Here is a 19,833-nt window from a genome sequence, read left to right as displayed (position 1 = left end):
CTCGCCTTTTTCCACCTCGTCAACTACCGCCAACTTAAAAGCCAGCGTGTAGTCCCGCTGCGTACGCTTGATCCCTCTGTCCATTTGACACCTCCAAAAAAGTGTCAACGCATTTCAGGACGGGTCAACATCATGAAAAAGGGCCGCATCGCTGCGGCCCTTTTTGTTTTTGCCCGGTGTTGCTCAGATCGCGGCCACGTAGTACGTCGCCGCGAAGGTCGCCGCCACCAGCGCAATGTAGGACAGCGTAGGAAAACGATCCATGGCGGGCACCCTGAAAATGCAGAAGGAACAGGCAATGTAGCAAGGCCGCCCCGCCGCGAATTGAGTCAAAGCAAGGGTGTTTGCACGTCTGTTCCCGCTTTCGCAAAAACGCCGGCTGCTTCATGCTGCGTCGTTGCGTCCTTCATTCTTCAGGGTCTTCATGCGCAGGATGTAGACCGTCACGCCGCTCCCGGTGACCAGCAGCAGTGCCGTGACCAGCGGCCTGCCGACGATGTGCATCGACCACAGCAGCGACGGCCACATGAGCGCCAGCGCGACGACCTTCGCGCGCAGCGGCATGCCGCGCCGGGTCTCGATATTGTGCAGGTACTCGCCGAACAGCCGGTTGTTCATCAGCCAGCGATGCATGCGGTCCGAGCCGCGGATGAAGCAGGCCGATGCCAGCAGCAGGAAAGGCGTGGTCGGCAGCAGCGGCAGGAACACGCCGAGCACGGCCAGCACCACCGCGATGCAGCCGACCAGGTTGAGCAGGAATTTCATGAGCCGCCGTCCCTACCCGCGCGGATGATGCTTCGCATGCAGCGTCTTGAGACGCTCGCGGGCGACGTGGGTATAAATCTGCGTGGTCGAGATATCGGCGTGGCCGAGCAGCAACTGCACCACGCGCAGGTCGGCGCCATGGTTGAGCAGATGCGTGGCGAACGCGTGACGCAGGGTGTGCGGCGACAGCGGCGCATTGATGCCGCCCCTGATTGCATATTTTTTAATCAGCGTCCAGAACATCTGCCGTGTCATGGCCGAACCGCGCGCCGTCACGAACAGCGCATCGTCGACCTGACCGTTGAGGATGGCCGGGCGGCCCTCCTTCATGTAGCGCTCGATCCAGTCGCGCGCCTCTTCGCCGAAAGGCACCAGCCGGGTCTTGCTGCCCTTGCCGTGGATGCGGAGTATGCCTTCGTTCATGCCAAGCTCGACCGTCTTGAGCTGCACCAGTTCCGAGACCCGCAGGCCGCTGGCGTACATGAGTTCGAGCATGGTCCGGTCGCGCAGGCCGAGCGGCGTATTGACGTCGGGCGCGGCGAGGAGGGCTTCGACCTGCGCTTCCGACAGAATCTTGGGAAATCGCGGCGGCTGCTTGGCCGAGCGCAGCTTGAGGCAGGGATCGATCGTCACCCGCTTCTGCCGCAGCGCCATCTGATAAAAGCGCTTGAGCACCGCCAGCCGGCGATTGGCCGAGGTCGCCTTGGATTCGGCATGGCGTGCGGCGAAATAGGCGTTGATGTCGTCGGCCTGCACCGCGTACAGCAGCTTGGTGCGCTCGCTCTGCAGCCATTGCGCGAACAGCGCCATGTCGCGCCGGTAGGCGTCCAGGGTATTCCTGGCCAATCCGTCTTCCAGCCAGAGGGTGTCGCAAAATTCGTCGATGGCGGTCTGATTGGCAGCCTGGATCTCGCTCATCACCACGCCTTCACGCCCTCGTGCGCCAGCAGCCAGCGCTTAACGCCAAGGTGGAAACCGGTTTCCTCGTCATGATTGGAGAAGCCGCCCAGGCCGCCGCTGGCGGTCACCCTGTGGCAGGGAATGATCAGCGGGAACCAGTTCGCCCCGCAGGCCTGGCCCACCGCGCGCGGCGCGGAGCGTATCAGCTTCGCCACCTGCCCGTAGGTCAGCACGCTGCCGGGCGGGATCTCCGAGATGACCTGCCACACGCGGCGCTGGAAAGCCGTGCCCGCAGCGGCCAGGGGCAGGGAAAAACGGAAGTCGGGCTCCCGCAGGTAGCGCGCCACCTGTTGCGCGGCCTGATCGGCGAGCGGGTCGGTGGCGGCCTGCTCGTCGTAGCCTGGCGGCAGATACACCAGTTCGCGCACCGCATCGTCCGCGGTGCGTATGCCGACGGCGCCGAACGGCGCCTCGACGATGGCATTGAAGAGTGAAGCGCTTTCGGATTTCATCCGGATAGCATAATTCAAAATCGCCGCGGCGCCCACGCGCATGCATGCCATGCAGAAAAGACAATCGGCGCGCCGTTCGCACGGTCACGCCGATTGTCAGGGCGGGCCGGCTTGCGCCGGCGTTGCGCTTACTCCTCGAAGGCTTCCTCGCGCTTCTTGCGCAGGGACGGCAGCAGCACCACCGCCATGGCCAGCGCTGCGAGGATCAGCATGGTGGCCGAGATCGGACGCTGCAGGAAGACCATCGGATCGCTGCGCGACAGCAGCAGCGCACGGCGCAGATACTCTTCCATCATCGGGCCGATGATGAAGCCGAGCAGCATCGGCGCCGCTTCCATCTCCAGCTTGGCGCAGATGTAGCCGAACAGGCCGAACAGCGCCATCAGGTAGACATCAAATTCGCTGTTGTTCAGGCTGAACACGCCGACTGCGCAGAACACCAAAATGCAGGGATAGAGGAAGTGGTAAGGCACCATGATCATGCGCACCCACAGGCCGATCATCGGCAGGTTCAGCACGATCAGGAAGAAGTTGCCGATCCACATCGAGGCGATGATGCCCCAGAACAGCGCCGGCTGTTCCGTCATCACGGCCGGTCCCGGCTGGATGCCCTGGATGATCATCGCACCGATCATCAGCGCCATCACCGGGTTCGACGGAATGCCCAGCGTCAGCATCGGGATGAACGAGGTCTGCGCGCCGGCGTTGTTCGCCGACTCCGGTGCCGCCACGCCTTCGATGGCACCCTTGCCGAACTCGGCCGAGTTCTTGCTGACCTTCTTCTCGATCGAGTACGCCGCGAACGACGACAGCATCGCGCCGCCGCCCGGCAGAATGCCGAGCGCCGAACCGAGCGCGGTGCCGCGCAGGATGGGCGCGACGATGCGCTTGAGGTCGTCCTTGGTCGGCATCAGGCCCTCCACCTTCTTGACCATCACGGTGCGGGTCTCGTCATGCTCGAGATTGCGGATGATCTCGCCGAGGCCGAACATGCCCATCGCGACGACGACGAAGTTGATGCCGTCGGCAAGCTGGGGCAGGTCGAAGGTGTAGCGCGGCGTGCCGGAGTTGACGTCGGTGCCGATCAGGCCGAGCAGCAGGCCGAGAATGATCATGCCGATCGCGCGCAGCAGCGAGCCGTGCGCCAGCACCACCGACGCGACCAGGCCGAGCACCATCAGCGAGAAGTATTCCGCCGGACCGAAGTTGAGCGCCAGTTCGGCCAGCGGCGGCGCGAACATCGCCAGCAGCAGCGTGGCCACGCAGCCGGCGAAGAAGGAACCGATGCCGGCGGTTGCCAGCGCCTTGCCGGCCTGCCCTTTCTTGGCCATCTGGTAGCCGTCGAGGGCGGTGATCACGGACGAGGCTTCACCGGGCAGGTTGACCAGGATCGCCGTGGTGGAGCCGCCGTACTGGGCGCCGTAGTAGATACCGGCAAGCATGATGAGCGACGATACCGGCGGCAGCGAGAAGGTGATCGGCAGCAGCATCGCGATGGTGGCCGTCGGCCCGAGACCCGGGAGCACGCCCACGGCGGTGCCGAAGAATACGCCGATCAGGCAGTACAACAAATTGCTCAGGGTGAGCGCGGTTTCGAAGCCGAGCGCCAGGTTGCTGAAGAGTTCCATGCTGGGCTACTCCTTAAAACTCGAGCCAGGGGCCGATGATGGGCATCGGCAAGCCGAGTGCCTTGACGAACAGCAGCACGCAGAAGATGGCGACACCGATTGCGAGCAACAGATAGGGACCGGTACGGAATTTCGGATTCGCCATGCCGCCGAGCATGATCAGAACGATGACGGCGACCACCACGCCCGCCTGGCGGACCAGGAAGCCGAACAGCAGCGTGCCGACCAGGACAAGAATCGTCTCCTTGATGGCGAACTTCCCGGTGCCCTCGGCGCGGGTCACGAGCGAGCGCAGCACGGCGACCGCGCCGATGACAGCCAGTATGCCGCCGAGGACCGTGGGGAAATAGGCCGGACCCATGCGGCCCGCCGAGCCCATCGAGTAGTCGCGGCCGATGAAGATGGCCGCCAGCCCGAAGACAATGAAGATCACCCCGGACCAGAAGTCCTTGGGGTTGCGGATTAACGATGCCACAGTGCTCTCCTCCTGAATATGCAATCGCTGATTGGAAAATCTTCTGTGCGGCGCCGGCATCGCGACCGTGTTCATACCACACACAAAAAGAGGCGGGGCTTACTGCCCCGCCGCTCTTTTGAAACGCTTATCGCGTCACGCGGGGATCAGTCCGCGTAGACGCCCGCCTTCTTGATGATCGGGCTCCACTTGTCGATCTCGGACTTGAGGAAGGCGCGGTGCGCGTCAGGCGTCGCGCGGTTTTCCGCCACCGGCTCGGTGCCGAGTTCGGCGAAGCGCTGCTTGACGTTGCTGTCCTTGAGCGCCACTTGCAGCGCCTTCGACAGGCTGTCGACGATGGGCTTGGGCGTGCCCTTCGGCGCGTACAGGCCATGCCATACCGCGACTTCGAAGCTGCCGAGGCCGGCTTCAGCCGTGGTCGGGATCTCGGGCAGCGAGGCGACGCGGCTCTTCGTGGTCACCGCATAGGCCTTGATCTTGCCGCTCTTGATCTGGCTGGTGGTGTTGGTGGTCTGGTCGCACATGAAGTCCACCTGGCCGCCCAGCAGATCGTTCATGGCCGGGCCGGTGCCCTTGTACGGCACGGTGGTGAGATCGGCGTCGATCGCGCTCATGAACAGCATGCCGCACAGATGCGAAGCGGATCCCACGCCGGCGTTGGCATAGGTGACCTTGGATTTGTTCGCCTTGACGTAGGAGACGAGTTCCTTGAAGTCCTTGGCCGGGAAGTCCTTGCGCGCGACGAAGGTCATCGGAACATCGGTGATCAGGCCGATCGGCTCGAAGCTGTCGATGGCGTTGTAGCTCAGCTTGCGGTACAGCGCCGGTGCCGTCGACTGACCGATGTGATGCAGGAACAGGGTGTAGCCGTCGGGATCGGCCTTTGCCACGCGTGCCGCGCCGATCGTGCCGCCTGCGCCGCCGACGTTTTCGACGATGACCTGCTGGTTGAGCGTCTTGCTCATCGACTGCGCGACCAGGCGGGCAACCGTATCGGTCGGGCCGCCGGCCGCGAACGGCACGATCACGGTGACGGTCTTGGTGGGATAGTTCTGGGCGTATGCGGCCGTGCTGGCCACCAGCGCGATACCCGCAAGCAGGCGCAGGGATTTGATAGGCATGTGTGCTCCTCTCTAGTATTAGGTAAGCGAGAACGTGCGGAAAGAAAACCGTGCTGCCTGCTCCGCCTCGAACCGGCAGCTTCTTTGTTCCGCCTTCGCCTAGCGATTATTACGGAGGCCTGCCACTCGAACAACTGTGGAAACCCGCAACACTCGCGGGTAACCACGGCGCATTTTTACTTCACCAGCAATACCGGCATGTCGGCCAGGTGAATCACCTTGGTCGCGACCGAACCCATCAGCAGGCTGCCGATCCCGGACAGCCCGCGGGTGCCGATCACGATCTCGTCGCAGCCCTGCTCCCGGGCAAAGCGGGTGACCACTTCGGCCGGCTCGCCGACGAACAGATGGTGGGTGTAAGGCACGCCGGCCGCGGTCAGGTTTTCCTGGGCCGCGGCAAGCGTTTTCATGCCTTCCTCGTGGTGATACTGCTTGATCTGGCCGCCATCGATGAAGGTGCTGACGCTGCCGTGCAACGGGTACTGCACATTGACGAGCAGGATCTGGTAATCCTCCTTCGCCGCGGCAGCGCGCTTGGCGACATGGGCGACCGCGCGCAACGAGGTTTCCGAGCCATCGACTGCCAACAGGATCTTCTGCATGTGTTCTCTCCAGTGGAAAGTTGAGGTAGTGAGACCGGAATCAACGGCCGGAGCCGTCGCCCGACTGCTTTTCGTGCGCCAGGTCTTCCAGCGGCTCGATGCGTTTTTCGGTGCGCGAAGCGATCATCTTGCCGACGATGATCACCAGTATCGCGCCAAGTGCGTGCGCGATCCAGAGCGCATAGGGCACGTTCGCGTCGAACCAGTCCTTGACCGCGACGTCCGTGACCGCCATGCCGCCCGCGATCCAGCCGAGCAGTGCGCCGCCGAGGACGACCACGACCGGGAAACGGTCCATCAGCCTGATGACGAGCTGGCTGCCGAGCATGATGATCGGGATGCTGAGCAGCAGGCCGAACACCACCAGGAACTTGCTGTCGCCCGCCGCGCCGGCGATCGCGATGACATTGTCCAGGCTCATCACGGCATCCGCGACGATGATGGTCTTGATGGCCGCGAACAGCGTCGCGCCGGCTTCGATGTTGTGTCCGTCTTCCTCTTCGGGCAGCAGCAGCTTGATGCCGATCCAGAGCAGCAGCACGGCGCCGATGAGCTTCAGGTAGGGAACGGCCAGCAGCGTGACCGCGAACATGATGAGTACGACGCGCAGGCCGATGGCGCCGACCATGCCCCAGAAAATGCCGAGGCGGCGCTGATGATCGGGCAGACGGCGGCAGGCCAGGCCGATCACGACCGCGTTATCGCCGCCGAGGACGATATCGATGGCGACGATCTGCAGGAGCGCCACCCAGAACTGCGGAGAGCTGAATTCCATGATTACCCTTGGAGCGTGAATTGGTTGAGGTGAAGAGCATCCGCGATTTGTGCGGGGTAAAACTACGCGTGGCGAGTATACAGAATTGCCACATCGCTGGAACCGAACCGTCCCTGCGGAAAAAACGCAGAAAAAACAGAATACCTCGTTAAAACCGAAGTGAAAAGCACAAGGGCCGCCATCTCCTTGCGGCGATGGCGGCCCCAGGACTCGCTGGCCAACCGCAGGCGTGCGATCAGTTCATTTCAAGTTTGATGCCCTGCTTCTTGACCAGGTTGCGCATCTTTTCCAGCTCGACCTTGATCTCGGCCGCATGCTCGGACGGGGAATTGCCGACGGCCTCGGCGCCGCTCGTGCGCAGGCGCTCCCTCACCTCGGGCATCGCCAGCACTTTCACCGCGGCGGCATTCACCTTGCGGATCACTTCGTCAGGCGTCTTGGCCGGCGCGACCAGGCCGTACCAGGCGGGGTCGTTGACCTGCTTGAGGCCGATCTCGGCAAAGGTGGGCACATTCGGCAGCGACTCCAGGCGCTTGTTCCAGGCGATGGCCAGCGGACGCAGCTTGCCGGCCTGGATATGCGACATCGACGACGGCAGGTTGTCGAACATCATGTCGACCTGGCCGGCCAGCAGGTCATTGAGCGCAGGGCCCGCGCCGCGATACGGAATGTGCAGGATGAAGGTGCCGGTGGATGCCTTGAACTGCTCGCCGACCATGTGCTGAATGCTGCAGGTACCGGAGGTGGCATAGTTCAGCTTGCCCGGATTCTTCTTCACATGTTCGAGGAAGCCCTTGAAGTCCTCCGCCGGGAATTTCGGATTGACGGTCAGGACGTTGGGCGTGCGCGCCAGGTTGGTCACCGGCACGAAGTCGGCGATCGGGTCGTAGCCGAGCTTGGGATTGCAGGCGGGATTGACCGCGTGCGTGGAAATCGTCGACACGCCGAGCGTGTAGCCGTCCGGGTCGGCCTTGGCGATCGCCGCCGCGCCGATGCTGCCGCCGCCGCCGCCGCGGTTCTCGATGACCACCGGCTGGCCGAGCTCCTTGCCGAGACGGTCGCCGACGATGCGCGCCACGATGTCGGTGGTGCCGCCCGGGGCGAAGGGCACGATGATGCGGATCGGCTTGTTCGGGTAGGCTTGCGCAGCGGCGGTGCCGGCCACGACCAGCGACGCGATCAGGGATGCGGCGATGCGGGTGAGTTTCATTTGGTCTCTCTCCTGTTAGTATGGGACGACAAAACTTGCGAATACGGTATGCAGCGAGGCCAGCTAGCAAAGCCCGGGCCAGCCTCTCGCGGCCAGATCCTGCCGTGCTTGCGCCGGCCGTTTCAGGCGCAACCCAGGCACAGGACAGGTGGAGAGCGGCGGATTTCCGCTCGATTTTCCGGCGAAATTCCGGAAACCCGCACGCTTCAGCGCCGGCTGTTCGCGATTTCCTTGTTGACGGAGGATAGCAGGTCCCGGCCTATCCGTGACTCCAGGTCACGCTGCACCGGCAGCAGGGCTTCGCGCCAGGCGGCCATTTCCTTGTCATTCAGTACATGGACCTCGGTCTTGCCGGATCTGCGCACCGCCTGCAGCGCGGCGTCGTTCTCCTGCTGGGCGATGGTATTGGCGTAGCGGGTCGCTTCCTGCATCGCCGCCTCGAGCGCGGAACGGATATCCCCGGGCAGACCGTCCCAGAACTTCTTGTTGACGATGACCGCATAGCCGAGGTAGCCGTGGTTCGACACGGTCACATGCTTCTGCACCTCGTACATCTTCTGCGTGTAGAGGTTGGACGGGGGATTTTCGGTACCGTCGACGATGCCGTTCCTGAGCGCGTCATAGACTTCGGAGAAGGCCATGGCCTGGGGTAATGCGCCGAGCGTGCGCATCTGCGCGTCGAGTACCTTGGACGACTGGATCCGCATGCGCAGGCCCTGGAAGTCGGCGGGCATGCGCAGCGGCCGGTTGGCCGACATGACCTTGAAGCCGTTGTCCCAGTAGGCCAGGCCGGTGATGCCCTTGGACTCGAGCTTGCGGAAGAGCTCGCGGCCGATCGGCCCCTGCGTGACCCGGTACAGCACGTCGCGGCTGGGGAAGATGTAGGGCAGGTCGAACAGCTCGAATTCCTTGATGCCGAAGGGGCCGAACTTGGCAAGCGAGGGCGCCAGCATCTGCACGGCGCCGAGTTGCAGGGCCTCAAGTTCTTCCTTATCCTTGTAAAGCATGCTGTTCGGGTACACTTCGACCCGCACCCGTCCGCCGGTCGTCTTCTCGGCGAGTTCCTTGAAGCGGACCGCGGCCTTGCCCTTGGGCGTATCGGCGGCCACCACGTGACTGAACTTGATGACGATGGGCCCCTGGGCCGACGCGTTGGCGACGGTCAGAACAGCCGTCAGCAGGAACAGCAGTATTCTTGATCTCATGCGTTGTCTCGGCGTCCGGGCGTTCGACGCAGGCCTGCCGGCAATGCGCCCGGTAGGAATCGGGTTGGGCAATTGTCACTACCGCGCCGGACAGCGGCAAGTGTGGATAACCACAAGGCCGGGAAATCCCCGCCGCTTCGCACGATGAATCTCACGCCGTTCACGCCGCTGCATCGCCTCTTTCGCAGGCTGGGCGCCGCCGTTCCGAGCCGCCGCCAGGCCTGGCGCTGGCTGCTGCCCATCCTGCTGGTGTTCCTGTTCCTGTCCACCCTGCTCTGGCTGCCCTGGCAAACGCAGCGCATGGAATCCAACGAGCGCCAGGAACAGCTGATCGCCGACACGCTGTGGGTGGAGCAGACCATCCGCTTTCAGCTCGGCCGCAACGAGGAAAACCTGCGCCTGCTGGCAAGCGAGGTGGCGTCCGGCTACCTCAACGAACGGCGGCTGCGGGACCGGCTGGTCGCGCTGACGCGCAACAACCGGGAACTGACGCGGATCGCGCAATTCGATGACCAGGGCGAGGCGGTGCTCTCCACCGACGACGGCACGCTGACGGTGGCCGACTATTCATTCCAGTCGCGCGCGACGTGGCAGCTCGCGCGCGAGACGCGGGCGCCGCGCTACAGCCAGCCGGCACCGCCGCCGGGGCTGGCGGGGCCGATGATGCTCGATTATCACGTGCCGATCTTCTCCGGCGACCGCTACGTCGGCATGCTCATCGCCAGCTATTCGGTGGCGAGCATCCTGGCCGAGATGGTGCCCTGGTGGTTCGCGCAGGACAACGAGATCACGGTGGTGGACCAGGACGACAACGTGATCGAAAGACGGGCCGCCGGCGGTCCGGGCCGGGGCGTCTACACCCATCGGCGCGCGCTCGACCTGCCGGGCGCGAACCTCACGCTGCGCACCGACAGCGTCAAGGGCCAGCCCAAGCTGCTGCCCAGCCTGCTGGTCGGTTCCGTCATCGTGCTGTCGATCGGACTGCTGTGGAGCCTGTGGGCGCTGTGGCGCGACATCAACCGGCGCCTGGCCGCCGAGGGCGCGCTGCGCGAGCAGGTGGCGTTTCGCACGGCGATGGAAAACTCGCTGATGACCGGCCTGCGGGCACGCGATCTCAACGGCCGCATCACCTATGTCAATCCCGCCTTCTGCCAGATGGTCGGCATTCCGGCCGAGGAACTGGTGGGCAAGTCGCCGCCGATGCCCTACTGGGCGCCGGAGGCGATGGACGAATACCAGCAGCGCTTCACGCAGGTGCTGGCGGGGACGGTGACGCCGCAGTTCGAGACCATCTTCCTGCGCTCCAGCGGCGAGCGCTTTCCGGTGCTGATCTTCGAATCGCCGCTGGTCGACGACAGCGGCCGTCAGACCGGCTGGATGGGCTCCATCCTCGACATTTCCGACCGCAAGCAGGTGGAGGACCTGAACCGCCGGCAGCAGGAAAAACTGGAGGCCAGCGCCCGCCTCGCGACCATGGGCGAGATCGCCTCCACGCTCGCGCATGAACTGAACCAGCCGCTGGCGGCCATCTCCAGCTACGCCACCGGCGCGCTCAACATGCTGTCGTCGGGAGCGGACGGCGGACGGCTCGACCTGCTGCGCGCGGCGCTCGAAAAGGCGAGCAGCCAGGCCCAGCGCGCCGGCCAGATCATCCGCAGCGTGCATACCTTCGTCAAGCGGCGCGAGCCCACGCGCGAACCGGTCACCGTCAATGCGCTGTTCGACAGCGTGGCGCCGCTGGTGGAATTGCAGGCCAACCAGTTCTTCGTGGTGATCCAGACCGAGATCGCGCAGGGCCTGCCGAAGGTGCTCGCCGACCGCGTGATGCTGGAACAGGTGCTGCTCAATCTGACACGCAACGGTATCGAGGCGATGCAGAAGGTCGCGCCCGAACGGCGGGTGCTGCGCATGGTCGCACGCGCCAGCGCCGACGGTGCGGGTGTGGTGATCGAGATCATCGACCGCGGCCACGGCATCCCGCCCGATGTCGCCGAGCGCCTGTTCTCGCCGTTTTTCTCGACCAAGGCCGAAGGCATGGGGATGGGCCTGAAAATCTGCCGCACCGCGGTCGAGTTCCATGGCGGGACCCTGATCCACGAAGACAATCCCGGCGGCGGCACGGTTTTCCGCTTCACGCTGCCGGCCGAAGGCCATGCGGCAGTGCCGGCGGCACCGGATTCGGGGATAATCGGCGGTCGCGACACCGCAAACCAGAGCCGTACGCACCAATAGGGAAAGCCATGCTGCACATAGTCGACGATGAAGAAGTGATCCGCGATTCGCTGACCTGGCTCGCCCATTCGCGCGGCATCGCCAGCACCGCCTATGAAAGCGGCGCGGCCTTCCTCCAGTGGCTCGAGCGGGGCAACGGCTTCGACGCGGCGGGTGAGTGCATACTGCTCGACGTGCGCATGCCCGGCATCAGCGGCGCGGCCCTGTTCGATGCGCTGACCGCGCGGCGGCTCACGAAGCGCCTGCCGGTGATCTTCCTCACGGGGCACGGCGATGTGCCGATGGCGGTCGACACGCTCAAGCGGGGCGCCTTCGACTTCTTCGAAAAGCCGTTCAACGACAACAAGCTGATGGACCGGGTGCAGGAAGCCCTGCTGGCATCGCAGGAGGCCGGGGCCGCCGCCGAGGTCGCGTCGCGCCTGGACACGCTGTCGGTGCGCGAGCGCGAGGTGCTCGACCTCATCCTGGCGGGGAAGATGAACAAGGTCATCGCCGATGAGCTCGGCATCAGCATGCGCACGGTGGAAGTCCATCGCGCCCACATCTTCGACAAGATGAATGTGAAGACCGCGGTCGAGCTGGCGCGACTGCTCAAATAGTAGCGCTTGCCGCAGCACTTCCGCCGGCCGGGCCGCCGGCGGGGTAAGATGTCGGGCTGCCCATACCTCCGCCGCTTCCTCCATGTCCGTCGCCGCCCTGCTGTTCCCCGATTTCGCGCTGATCCTGCTCGGCTTTCTGCTGATGCGCTTCACCGACTGGGGCACGGCGTTCTGGGCCGGCGTCGAGAAGCTGGTCTACTACTTCCTGTTCCCTGCCCTGCTGTTCTATTCCACCGCGCGCACGGAATTCGATTTCGACACCACCGGCATGATGCTGCAGCTGGCCATCGGGGCATGCCTGTGCGGCGTCGCGCTCGGCTGGCTGGCCCGGCCGCTGTTCAGGGCGCCGCCGATGATGTTCGAGTCGGGCGTGCAGACGGCTTTCCGGTTCAATTCCTACATCGCGCTGGCAATCGCCTCGCGTCTCGCCGGCGACAAGGGCACGACGCTGATGGCGCTGATCATCGGCTTCGCGGTCCCGCTGTGCAATATGGCCGCGGTCCATGCCCTGGTGCACAAGAGCGGCGGCCTGCTGCGCGAGCTGGCGAAGAACCCGCTGCTGGTGGCGACCGCGGGGGGCATGGCGTTCAATCTCGCCGGGCTGACGCTGCCGGATGTGGTCGGCGCCACGCTCTCGCGCATGGCCAATGCCTCGATCGCGCTCGGCCTGATCGCGGTCGGCGCCGGCCTGCGGCTGTCGGGTCTGCGGGAAGCCAGGGGAATGGCGCTGTGGTTCATTGCCGTCAAGCTGCTGGCGCTGCCGGCGATCGGCCTGGTCGCGGGCCGCTACGCCGGCCTGCCGCCGCTGCAGTTGCAGATCCTGGTGATGTTCTGCGCGATGCCGACGGCTTCCAGCGCCTATGTGCTCGCCGCGCGCATGGGCGGAAACGGTCCTTACGTGGCTTTCCTGATTTCCGCCGGCACGGTGCTTTCGCTGTTCACGCTGCCGGTCTGGCTGTCGCTGGCGCGCTGAGCGAGCGCCCAGTGCACATGCTCGCGCACCAGCGCTGACGGGTGGTCGGCCCGCGCCTGCAGGGCCGCGCGAATGGGAGCGGGCTCGGCGCCGGCGCCCAGGGCATTGCCGAGCCCGACCGCGAGATTGCGCAGCCAGCGCTCGTGGCCGATGCGGCGTATCGGACTGCCCTCGAGCCGCTGGCCGAATTCCTGCTCGCTCCAGCCGAACAGCTCGATCATGGATGCCTGGTCGAGACCGTTGCGCACGTCGAAATCGCTCAGCGTCGACGCTCTCGCGAACTTGTTCCAGGGGCAGACCAGCTGGCATATGTCGCAGCCGTAGACGCGATTGCCGATCAGCGGACGCATCTCGACCGGGATGCTGCCCTTGAGTTCGATGGTCAGGTAGGAAATGCAGCGCCGCGCGTCGAGCCGGTAGGGGCCGAGGATGGCCGCCGTCGGACAGCCGTCGATGCAGGCGCTGCACTGGCCGCAGTGCCTGCCGGAGGGCTGGTCCACCGGCAGCGGCAGGTCGGTGAGTATCTCGCCGAGGAAGAAGGTTGAGCCGGCCTCGCGGCTGAGCAGCAGGGTGTGCTTGCCGCGCCAGCCGATGCCGGCCTGCTCGGCCAGCGCCACCTCCATCACCGGCGCCGAATCGGTGAACACCCGGTAGCCGAATTCGCCGATCTCGGCACGGATGCGATCGGCCAGCTGCTGCAGCCGCGCGCGCAGCACCTTGTGGTAGTCGCGGCCGCGCGCGTAGAGCGAGACGACGGCATGGCCCGGGTCTTCGGCGCGTCGCGCTTCCCGCTCGCGCCAGTCGTCGCCGGCGGATGCCGGCAGGTAGTCCATGCGGGCGCTGATGACGCGCACCGTGCCGGGCACCAGCTCGGCGGGCCGCGCGCGCTTCATGCCGTGGGCTGCCATATAATCCATCTCGCCGTGATGGCCGGCGTCGAGCCATGCCTGCAGACCGGCTTCGGCATCCGGCAGGTCGATGCCGGCGATGCCGAGCTGCGCAAAGCCGAGTTCGCGCCCCCACGCCTTGATCGTCAGCGCGAGCGTGGCCAGTTTGTCATCAGGAAGATTCATCGCACCCTGCGGGCGGCGCCGCAAAACAGCCATTTTACGAGATGCAGCGATTCCACACCCACCTTCACGACGAAGCCGCGACCGCCGCCATGGGCGCCGCGCTGGCCCGCGCGCTCGCGCCCGGGCTGGCGATCTACCTGCACGGCGATCTCGGCGCCGGCAAGACCGCACTCACCCGCGCCATGCTGCACGCGGCGGGCCATGCCGGGCACGTCAAGAGTCCGACCTATACCCTGGCCGAACCCTATGCCGTCACCGTCGGCGGCGAGCAGGTGGAGCTGGTGCATTTCGACCTCTACCGGCTGTCGAGCCCGGAAGAATTCCTCGACGCCGGGTTTCGTGAGCATTTCGGCAAGCACGGCATCTGCGTGGTCGAATGGCCGGAGAAGGCGGAACAAGTGTTGCCTCCGGCTGACATGGAAATACTCCTGAGAATCAGCGGCAACGGACGTGATATAGAATTACGGGCATTGTCACCCCTCGGTTCTCAATGCCTCGATCGACTGAAATTCGCGTCCCGTCTGTGAAGCCCCGCGCGGCTTCACGCTCCCGCCGCACCCTCATCAAGGCCGGCGGAACCCTGCTTCTCTCCGTCTTCGCATCCGTGCCGGCACGCGCCGCACAGATCCTCGCGGTGCGAGTCTGGCCGGCCGAGGACTATACCCGCGTCACGCTGGAGAACGACAGCAACCTCAAGGCCACGCATTTCATCGTCAAGGACCCGGAACGCCTGGTGGTCGACATCGAGGGCCTGGAGCTGAACCAGACGCTCAAGGAACTGGTCGCCAAGATCCAGTCCAACGATCCCTACATCCGCCAGGTACGCGTGGGCCAGAACCGGCCGAACGTGGTGCGCCTGGTCTTCGACCTCAAGGAAGAAATCAATCCGCAGGTCTTCACGCTGGCGCCGGTCGGCGAATACCGCCACCGGCTGATCTTCGACCTGTACCCGGTCGCGCCGCCCGACCCCATCCTCGCCCTGATCGAAAAGGGCGAATGGACGCGCGCGCCGCAGGCCGAGACGCCGGCGGTGCCGGAAACGAAGCCGGTGCCGGAAACCGCGAGGAGCGAAGCCGCCGAGGACAAGCCGCAGGCTCTGACGCGCATGGTCACGATCGCGCTCGACCCCGGCCACGGCGGCGAGGATCCCGGCGCGATCGGACGCCGCGGCAGCCGCGAAAAGGATGTGGTGCTCGCGATCGCCAAGCGGCTCAAGCAGCGCATCGAGCAGCAGCCGAACATGCGCGTCATGCTCACGCGCGACGGCGATTACTTCGTGCCGCTGCATGTACGGGTGCAGAAGGCGCGCAAGGTCCAGGCCGACCTGTTCGTGTCGATCCACGCCGATGCCTGGATAGAACCGACGGCGCGCGGCTCCTCGGTCTTCGCGCTGTCGGAAAAAGGCGCGTCCTCCACCGCGGCACGCTGGCTGGCCAACAAGGAAAACGCGGCCGACCTGATCGGCGGCGTCAACATCCGCACCCATGACAAGCAGCTCGCGAGCGTGCTGCTCGATCTGACGACCACCGCGCAGATCAATGACAGCCTGAAGGTCGGCCGGGCGGTGCTGGCGGAACTAGGCGGCATCAACCGCCTGCACAAGCAGGCGGTCGAGCAGGCCGGCTTCGCGGTGCTCAAGGCGCCGGACATTCCGAGCATCCTGATCGAAACCGCGTTCATCTCCAACCCGGAGGAAGAGGCCAAGCTGACCGACGACGACTATCAGGACAAGATGGCCGACGCCGTCTTCAAGGGCATCCGCAAGTACTTCGCCAAGAATCCCCCGCTGGCCAAGAACCGCATGACCTGATCAACGCCTTTCCGCATGGGGACGCCGCCGCATACGTAGAAATACCAAGATGAGCGCGCCGCTCAAGTGCGCTTTAATACATGCCGATCAGAAAAACACGCGGCCGCGCCGGCCGCGGCCGCACTCATCCAATCCGTCCGGGACCCGGGCGGACCTTCGCAAGGGGAGACTCATGAAATTCCGCAACCTGCACATCGGCGCCCGGCTCGGGCTGGGCTTCGGCCTGGTCCTGGCCCTGCTGCTCGGCCTCGCCATGGCCAGCCTGTCCGGCATGGCGCTGATCCACAACGGACTCGACAAGGTCATCAATGAAAACGACGTCATCGTCAAGCATCTGAATGACATGCGGCAGGCCGTGATGCGCACCGCCGTCTCCGTGCGCAACGTGTCCGTGATGACCAACGAGGATGACGTCAACGCCGAGGTCAAGCAGATCGAAGCGGCCGGCGCCCAGTACCGCGAGAGCGCGGAGGCGCTCGCAAAGATGATCACCGACGAATCCAGTCGCGCCCTGCTGACCAAGGTCGAGGCGGCCCGTGTCGCCACCGCCCCCGGCGTCGAGAAGGCGGTCGGACTGGCCAAGCGCCAGGGCGACGTGATCCCCATCCTGCTGTCGGACGTGGTGCCGCAGCAGAAGAAGTGGCTGGAAGCGATGGATGAGATGGTGCGCATGCAGGAAAGCGCCGCCCGCAAGACGGCAGAGGAAACCGGCAGCGCCTACGACAGCGCCCGGCTGCTGACGATCGGCCTGGCCGCCGTCGCCCTGCTGCTCGGCGCCGGCATCGCATGGCTCGTCACCCGCAGCATCACCGCGCCGCTGCACGGCGCACTCGAAGTCGCGCGGCGCGTCGCCGACGGCGACCTCACCACCGCGGTGAAAGTGGACTCCCAGGATGAGACCGGCCAGTTGCTGGCGGCGCTGCGCGACATGAATGACAGCCTCGGACGCATCGTCAGCCAGGTGCGCATGGGAACCGACGCCATCAACGTCGCCTCGGCCGAAATCGCATCCGGCAATGCCGACCTGTCCGCGCGCACCGAGTCGCAGGCCAGTGCGCTGGAACAGACCGCCTCCTCGATGGAAGAGCTGACCTCCACCGTCAAGCACAACGCCGACAACGCCAGCCAGGCCAACAAGCTGGCCGCCACCGCGTCCGATGTCGCGGTGCAGGGTGGCGCCGTGGTGTCCCAGGTGGTCGAGACCATGGGCTCGATCAATGATTCCGCGCGCAAGATCGTCGACATCATCGGTGTCATCGACGGCATCGCCTTCCAGACCAACATCCTCGCACTCAATGCGGCGGTGGAAGCGGCCCGCGCGGGCGAGCAGGGCCGGGGTTTCGCCGTCGTGGCCTCCGAAGTGCGCAGCCTCGCGCAGCGTTCGGCCAATGCCGCCAAGGAGATCAAGACGCTGATCAGCGACTCGGTGGAAAAAGTGGAAGCCGGCTCCCGGCTGGTCGACCAGGCCGGCAGCACGATGGAGGAAGTCGTCAACAGCGTGCGCCGCGTGACCGACATCATCAGCGAGATCGCCGCCGCCAGCCAGGAACAGACCGCCGGCATCGAGCAGGTCAACCGGGCGATCGCGGAAATGGACAATGTGACGCAGCAGAATGCGGCGCTGGTGGAAGAAGCCGCCGCCGCCGCCGCGTCGATGCAGGACCAGGCGCGCCAGCTGTCGGGCGTGGTCAGCGTGTTCAAGGTCGGCGGCCCGGCGGCGCCGGCGGCACCCGCCTCCGCCCCGGCGGCGATCCGCAAGGCCACGCCGGCCGTGCCTGCGCCGCGTACCGCCAGGCCGGCCGCTGCCGCCGCGGCGCCGGTCAAGACCGTCACCGTTCCGGCCGCCCATCCCGTACCTGCCGCCTCTCCCCGCCGCCTGCCGGTCGGCGCCAAGACGCATGCCGGCGATGATGACTGGGAAGAGTTCTGACCGGGGCGCGATTCCCCGACAGACAGTGCAGGCCCGAGTGCCTGCACTTTTTTTTGCGGTATTGAAAAACGCACGGCGCGACATCGCGCCTGCCGACGCCGGCAGCCCCTGGCGCGAGCACGCTCCCCATCGCCGCGAGGGCCGGGCGCTATAATCCGGGCATGAATGCGCCGCACATGCCCGCCCGCCCGATCCAGGCCCTGCCCGACCGGCTGATTTCCCAGATCGCCGCCGGCGAAGTGGTCGACCGCCCCGCCGCCGTCGTCAAGGAACTGCTCGAGAACGCGCTCGATGCCGGAGCCACCCAGATCACGGTCAGGCTCGAGGAAGGAGGTGTCAAGCGCATCGCCATCATCGACAACGGACGCGGCATTCCGCCCGAGCAGATGCCGCTTGCGCTCGCCCGCCACGCCACCTCGAAGATCGCTTCGCTGGAAGACCTGGAGAACGTCGCCACGCTCGGATTCCGCGGCGAAGCGCTGGCGTCGATCGCCTCGGTGGCGCAGCTCACCCTGACCTCGCGCACGCCCGGCGCCGACCACGCCTGGGAGCTGTCCGGCAGCCCGGGCGCGCAGCCTGCGCCCGCCTCCGGCGCGACCGGCACCACCGTGGATGTGCGCGACCTGTATTTCAATACGCCCGCGCGCCGCAAGTTCCTCAAGTCCGAGCAGACCGAATTCGGCCACTGCGCGGAAGTGGTGCGCCGTATCGCGCTGTCGCGCCCGGACGTGAGCTTCTCGCTGTCGCACAACGGCAAGACGGTGGATCACTGGAACGCGAGCGCGACCGACAAGCGCAGCGCGCATATCCTCGGCCAGGACTTCGCCAGCGCGCGGCTGCCGCTGGACGAAAGCGCGGGTCCGCTGCGGCTGCACGGTTTCGTCGGCCTGCCCACCGCGTCCAAGGCCCGGGCCGACGGCCAGTATTTCTATGTCAACGGCCGCTTCGTGCGCGACAAGCTGCTCACCCACGCGGTGCGCGCCGCCTACCAGGATGTGCTGCACGGCGACCGCTACCCGTGCTACATGCTCTGCCTCGACCTCGATCCGGCGCTGGTCGACGTCAACGTGCATCCGTCCAAGATCGAAGTGCGCTTCCGCGACAGCCGCGGCGTGCACCAGTTCGTTTTTCACGCGGTGCAGCGTGCGCTGGCGCAGACCACCGCCGCCGCCCAGGGCGAGACGACGCCGCCCGCGGCGCCCGTACCCGGACGGCTGCCATGGATCCGTGAACCGCAGCAGACATCCTTCGCCCCGTCCTTCGCCGGATCGGGGGGCGTGGCGCAGACCCTCGCGAGCTATGGCGCGATGTTCCGCGATGCCGCGCCGCCTGTTGCCGTTGCAAGCGCCCTCCCGCCCGAACCCGGCGTCGCCGCACCCGCCAGCGCACCGCAAGCGCTGCCCGGGGAAGACTTCCCGCTCGGCTTCGCGCTCGCCCAGTTGCACGGCATTTATGTACTGGCGCAGAACCGCAAGGGACTGGTCCTGGTCGACATGCATGCCGCGCACGAGCGCATTCTGTACGAACAGCTCAAGAACGCGCTCGATGCCGACGCGATGCAGGTGCAGCCGCTGCTGATCCCGGTCACCTTCTACGCCGATCCGGTCGAGGTCGGCACGGTGGAAGAGCATCGCGACGCGCTGCAGGCGCTCGGCTTCGACATCACCGCGCTCTCGCCCACCACCCTGGCGGTACGGGCGATTCCCGCCCTGCTCAGGAACGCCGACGCGCAGTCGCTGGCGCGCGACGTGCTGCGCGACGTGCGGGAATTCGGCGGCTCGCGCGTGCTGGTGGAGCGACGCAACGAGCTGCTCGCCACGCTCGCCTGCCATACGGCGGTCCGCGCCAACCGCGCGCTCACGATTCCCGAGATGAACGCGCTGCTGCGCCAGATGGAAGCAACCGAGCGCGCCGACCAGTGCAATCACGGCCGTCCGACCTGGACGCAACTGGCGCTGTCGGATCTCGACAAGCTCTTCCTCCGGGGGCAGTGATTCCGTGAACCGCTCCACCAGACCGCTGG

At 65.8% G+C, this 19,833-nt stretch carries 18 protein-coding genes; 7 read left to right on the top strand and 11 right to left on the bottom strand.

Translation table 11 applies throughout. From position 1 onward, the window contains the following. Positions 1-384: 384 nt before the first annotated feature. From NCCP691_RS15390 to NCCP691_RS15345, 10 genes are all read right to left on the bottom strand, one after another. Positions 385-765: a YbaN family protein gene (locus NCCP691_RS15390; protein WP_220809435.1), complete on the bottom strand. Its 381-nt coding sequence runs from the start codon at positions 763-765 to the stop codon at positions 385-387. Between the two features lie 12 nt (positions 766-777). Next, a complete protein-coding gene (gene xerD / locus NCCP691_RS15385) occupies positions 778-1,683 on the bottom strand; it encodes a site-specific tyrosine recombinase XerD (RefSeq protein WP_220809434.1) in 906 nt (301 codons plus the stop codon). Beyond that, positions 1,683-2,177 carry a methylated-DNA--[protein]-cysteine S-methyltransferase gene (locus NCCP691_RS15380; RefSeq protein WP_220809433.1) on the bottom strand — a complete coding sequence of 165 codons (495 nt, stop codon included), beginning with the start codon at positions 2,175-2,177 and terminating at the stop codon, positions 1,683-1,685. Before NCCP691_RS15380 ends, xerD begins: the two co-directional genes overlap by 1 nt. A gap of 128 nt (positions 2,178-2,305) precedes the next feature. After that, positions 2,306-3,805 carry a tripartite tricarboxylate transporter permease gene (locus NCCP691_RS15375; RefSeq protein WP_220809432.1) on the bottom strand — a complete coding sequence of 500 codons (1,500 nt, stop codon included), beginning with the start codon at positions 3,803-3,805 and terminating at the stop codon, positions 2,306-2,308. A 13-nt stretch (positions 3,806-3,818) separates the two neighbouring features. Continuing rightward, complete coding sequence (locus NCCP691_RS15370; protein ID WP_220809431.1) at positions 3,819-4,280, bottom strand: tripartite tricarboxylate transporter TctB family protein; 462 nt, start codon at positions 4,278-4,280, stop codon at positions 3,819-3,821. A gap of 146 nt (positions 4,281-4,426) precedes the next feature. After that, a complete protein-coding gene (locus NCCP691_RS15365) occupies positions 4,427-5,401 on the bottom strand; it encodes a tripartite tricarboxylate transporter substrate binding protein BugD (RefSeq protein ID WP_220809430.1) in 975 nt (324 codons plus the stop codon). A gap of 176 nt (positions 5,402-5,577) precedes the next feature. Next, on the bottom strand, positions 5,578-6,003 hold the full coding sequence (locus NCCP691_RS15360) for a universal stress protein (RefSeq protein WP_220809429.1): 426 nt from the start codon (positions 6,001-6,003) through the stop codon (positions 5,578-5,580). Positions 6,004-6,043: 40 nt separating this feature from the next. Continuing rightward, on the bottom strand, positions 6,044-6,778 hold the full coding sequence (locus NCCP691_RS15355; RefSeq protein ID WP_220809428.1) for a TerC family protein: 735 nt from the start codon (positions 6,776-6,778) through the stop codon (positions 6,044-6,046). A gap of 235 nt (positions 6,779-7,013) precedes the next feature. After that, complete coding sequence (locus tag NCCP691_RS15350; protein ID WP_220809427.1) at positions 7,014-7,988, bottom strand: tripartite tricarboxylate transporter substrate binding protein BugE; 975 nt, start codon at positions 7,986-7,988, stop codon at positions 7,014-7,016. 206 nt (positions 7,989-8,194) lie between these two features. Beyond that, positions 8,195-9,193 (bottom strand): TRAP transporter substrate-binding protein, encoded by a 999-nt coding sequence (locus NCCP691_RS15345; RefSeq protein ID WP_220809426.1) that lies wholly within the window; start codon positions 9,191-9,193, stop codon positions 8,195-8,197. 144 nt (positions 9,194-9,337) lie between these two features. Between NCCP691_RS15345 and NCCP691_RS15340 the strand changes: the two genes are divergently transcribed. The 3 genes from NCCP691_RS15340 (at position 9,338) to NCCP691_RS15330 (ending at position 12,997) form a co-directional block, all read left to right on the top strand. Continuing rightward, complete coding sequence (locus NCCP691_RS15340) at positions 9,338-11,425, top strand: PAS domain-containing sensor histidine kinase (protein WP_220809425.1); 2,088 nt, start codon at positions 9,338-9,340, stop codon at positions 11,423-11,425. 8 nt (positions 11,426-11,433) lie between these two features. Further along, positions 11,434-12,024 (top strand): response regulator transcription factor, encoded by a 591-nt coding sequence (locus NCCP691_RS15335; RefSeq protein WP_220809424.1) that lies wholly within the window; start codon positions 11,434-11,436, stop codon positions 12,022-12,024. Positions 12,025-12,106: 82 nt separating this feature from the next. Continuing rightward, the gene (locus NCCP691_RS15330; RefSeq protein ID WP_220809423.1) at positions 12,107-12,997 is read left to right on the top strand and encodes an AEC family transporter; all 891 of its coding nucleotides are present in this window, start codon (positions 12,107-12,109) and stop codon (positions 12,995-12,997) included. On the opposite strand, the gene queG is transcribed toward NCCP691_RS15330, so the two are convergent. Next, positions 12,919-14,070: a tRNA epoxyqueuosine(34) reductase QueG gene (gene queG / locus NCCP691_RS15325; protein ID WP_220809422.1), complete on the bottom strand. Its 1,152-nt coding sequence runs from the start codon at positions 14,068-14,070 to the stop codon at positions 12,919-12,921. The two genes, NCCP691_RS15330 and queG, sit on opposite strands and share 79 nt — an antisense overlap. A gap of 41 nt (positions 14,071-14,111) precedes the next feature. On the opposite strand from queG, the gene tsaE reads away from it, so the two are divergent. The 4 genes from tsaE (at position 14,112) to mutL (ending at position 19,804) form a co-directional block, all read left to right on the top strand. Continuing rightward, positions 14,112-14,597 (top strand): tRNA (adenosine(37)-N6)-threonylcarbamoyltransferase complex ATPase subunit type 1 TsaE, encoded by a 486-nt coding sequence (gene tsaE, locus NCCP691_RS15320; RefSeq protein ID WP_220809421.1) that lies wholly within the window; start codon positions 14,112-14,114, stop codon positions 14,595-14,597. Continuing rightward, complete coding sequence (locus NCCP691_RS15315; protein WP_220809420.1) at positions 14,561-15,880, top strand: N-acetylmuramoyl-L-alanine amidase; 1,320 nt, start codon at positions 14,561-14,563, stop codon at positions 15,878-15,880. Before tsaE ends, NCCP691_RS15315 begins: the two co-directional genes overlap by 37 nt. A gap of 172 nt (positions 15,881-16,052) precedes the next feature. Beyond that, positions 16,053-17,810 carry a methyl-accepting chemotaxis protein gene (locus tag NCCP691_RS15310; RefSeq protein WP_220809419.1) on the top strand — a complete coding sequence of 586 codons (1,758 nt, stop codon included), beginning with the start codon at positions 16,053-16,055 and terminating at the stop codon, positions 17,808-17,810. 161 nt (positions 17,811-17,971) lie between these two features. Next, the gene (gene mutL / locus NCCP691_RS15305; RefSeq protein WP_220809418.1) at positions 17,972-19,804 is read left to right on the top strand and encodes a DNA mismatch repair endonuclease MutL; all 1,833 of its coding nucleotides are present in this window, start codon (positions 17,972-17,974) and stop codon (positions 19,802-19,804) included. The last annotated feature ends 29 nt before the right edge of the window (positions 19,805-19,833 follow it).

The organism is Noviherbaspirillum aridicola (genome assembly GCF_019656455.1).
GTDB lineage: Bacteria > Pseudomonadota > Gammaproteobacteria > Burkholderiales > Burkholderiaceae_D > Noviherbaspirillum > Noviherbaspirillum aridicola.
Note: the sequence above shows the minus strand (reverse complement) of the source record. Positions and strands in the feature narration are given on the sequence as shown.

Coding starts and splice junctions, on each gene's coding strand:
- mutL (WP_220809418.1), top strand. CDS start 17,972: ATGAATGCGCCGCACATGCCCGCCCGCCCGATCCAGGCCCTGCCCGAC.
- NCCP691_RS15310 (WP_220809419.1), top strand. CDS start 16,053: ATGAAATTCCGCAACCTGCACATCGGCGCCCGGCTCGGGCTGGGCTTC.
- tsaE (WP_220809421.1), top strand. CDS start 14,112: ATGCAGCGATTCCACACCCACCTTCACGACGAAGCCGCGACCGCCGCC.
- NCCP691_RS15330 (WP_220809423.1), top strand. CDS start 12,107: ATGTCCGTCGCCGCCCTGCTGTTCCCCGATTTCGCGCTGATCCTGCTC.
- NCCP691_RS15380 (WP_220809433.1), bottom strand. CDS start 2,177: ATGAAATCCGAAAGCGCTTCACTCTTCAATGCCATCGTCGAGGCGCCG.
- NCCP691_RS15375 (WP_220809432.1), bottom strand. CDS start 3,805: ATGGAACTCTTCAGCAACCTGGCGCTCGGCTTCGAAACCGCGCTCACC.
- xerD (WP_220809434.1), bottom strand. CDS start 1,683: ATGAGCGAGATCCAGGCTGCCAATCAGACCGCCATCGACGAATTTTGC.
- NCCP691_RS15390 (WP_220809435.1), bottom strand. CDS start 765: ATGAAATTCCTGCTCAACCTGGTCGGCTGCATCGCGGTGGTGCTGGCC.
- NCCP691_RS15360 (WP_220809429.1), bottom strand. CDS start 6,003: ATGCAGAAGATCCTGTTGGCAGTCGATGGCTCGGAAACCTCGTTGCGC.
- NCCP691_RS15315 (WP_220809420.1), top strand. CDS start 14,561: ATGCCTCGATCGACTGAAATTCGCGTCCCGTCTGTGAAGCCCCGCGCG.
- NCCP691_RS15340 (WP_220809425.1), top strand. CDS start 9,338: ATGAATCTCACGCCGTTCACGCCGCTGCATCGCCTCTTTCGCAGGCTG.
- NCCP691_RS15350 (WP_220809427.1), bottom strand. CDS start 7,988: ATGAAACTCACCCGCATCGCCGCATCCCTGATCGCGTCGCTGGTCGTG.
- NCCP691_RS15335 (WP_220809424.1), top strand. CDS start 11,434: ATGCTGCACATAGTCGACGATGAAGAAGTGATCCGCGATTCGCTGACC.
- NCCP691_RS15355 (WP_220809428.1), bottom strand. CDS start 6,778: ATGGAATTCAGCTCTCCGCAGTTCTGGGTGGCGCTCCTGCAGATCGTC.
- NCCP691_RS15345 (WP_220809426.1), bottom strand. CDS start 9,193: ATGAGATCAAGAATACTGCTGTTCCTGCTGACGGCTGTTCTGACCGTC.
- queG (WP_220809422.1), bottom strand. CDS start 14,070: ATGAATCTTCCTGATGACAAACTGGCCACGCTCGCGCTGACGATCAAG.
- NCCP691_RS15365 (WP_220809430.1), bottom strand. CDS start 5,401: ATGCCTATCAAATCCCTGCGCCTGCTTGCGGGTATCGCGCTGGTGGCC.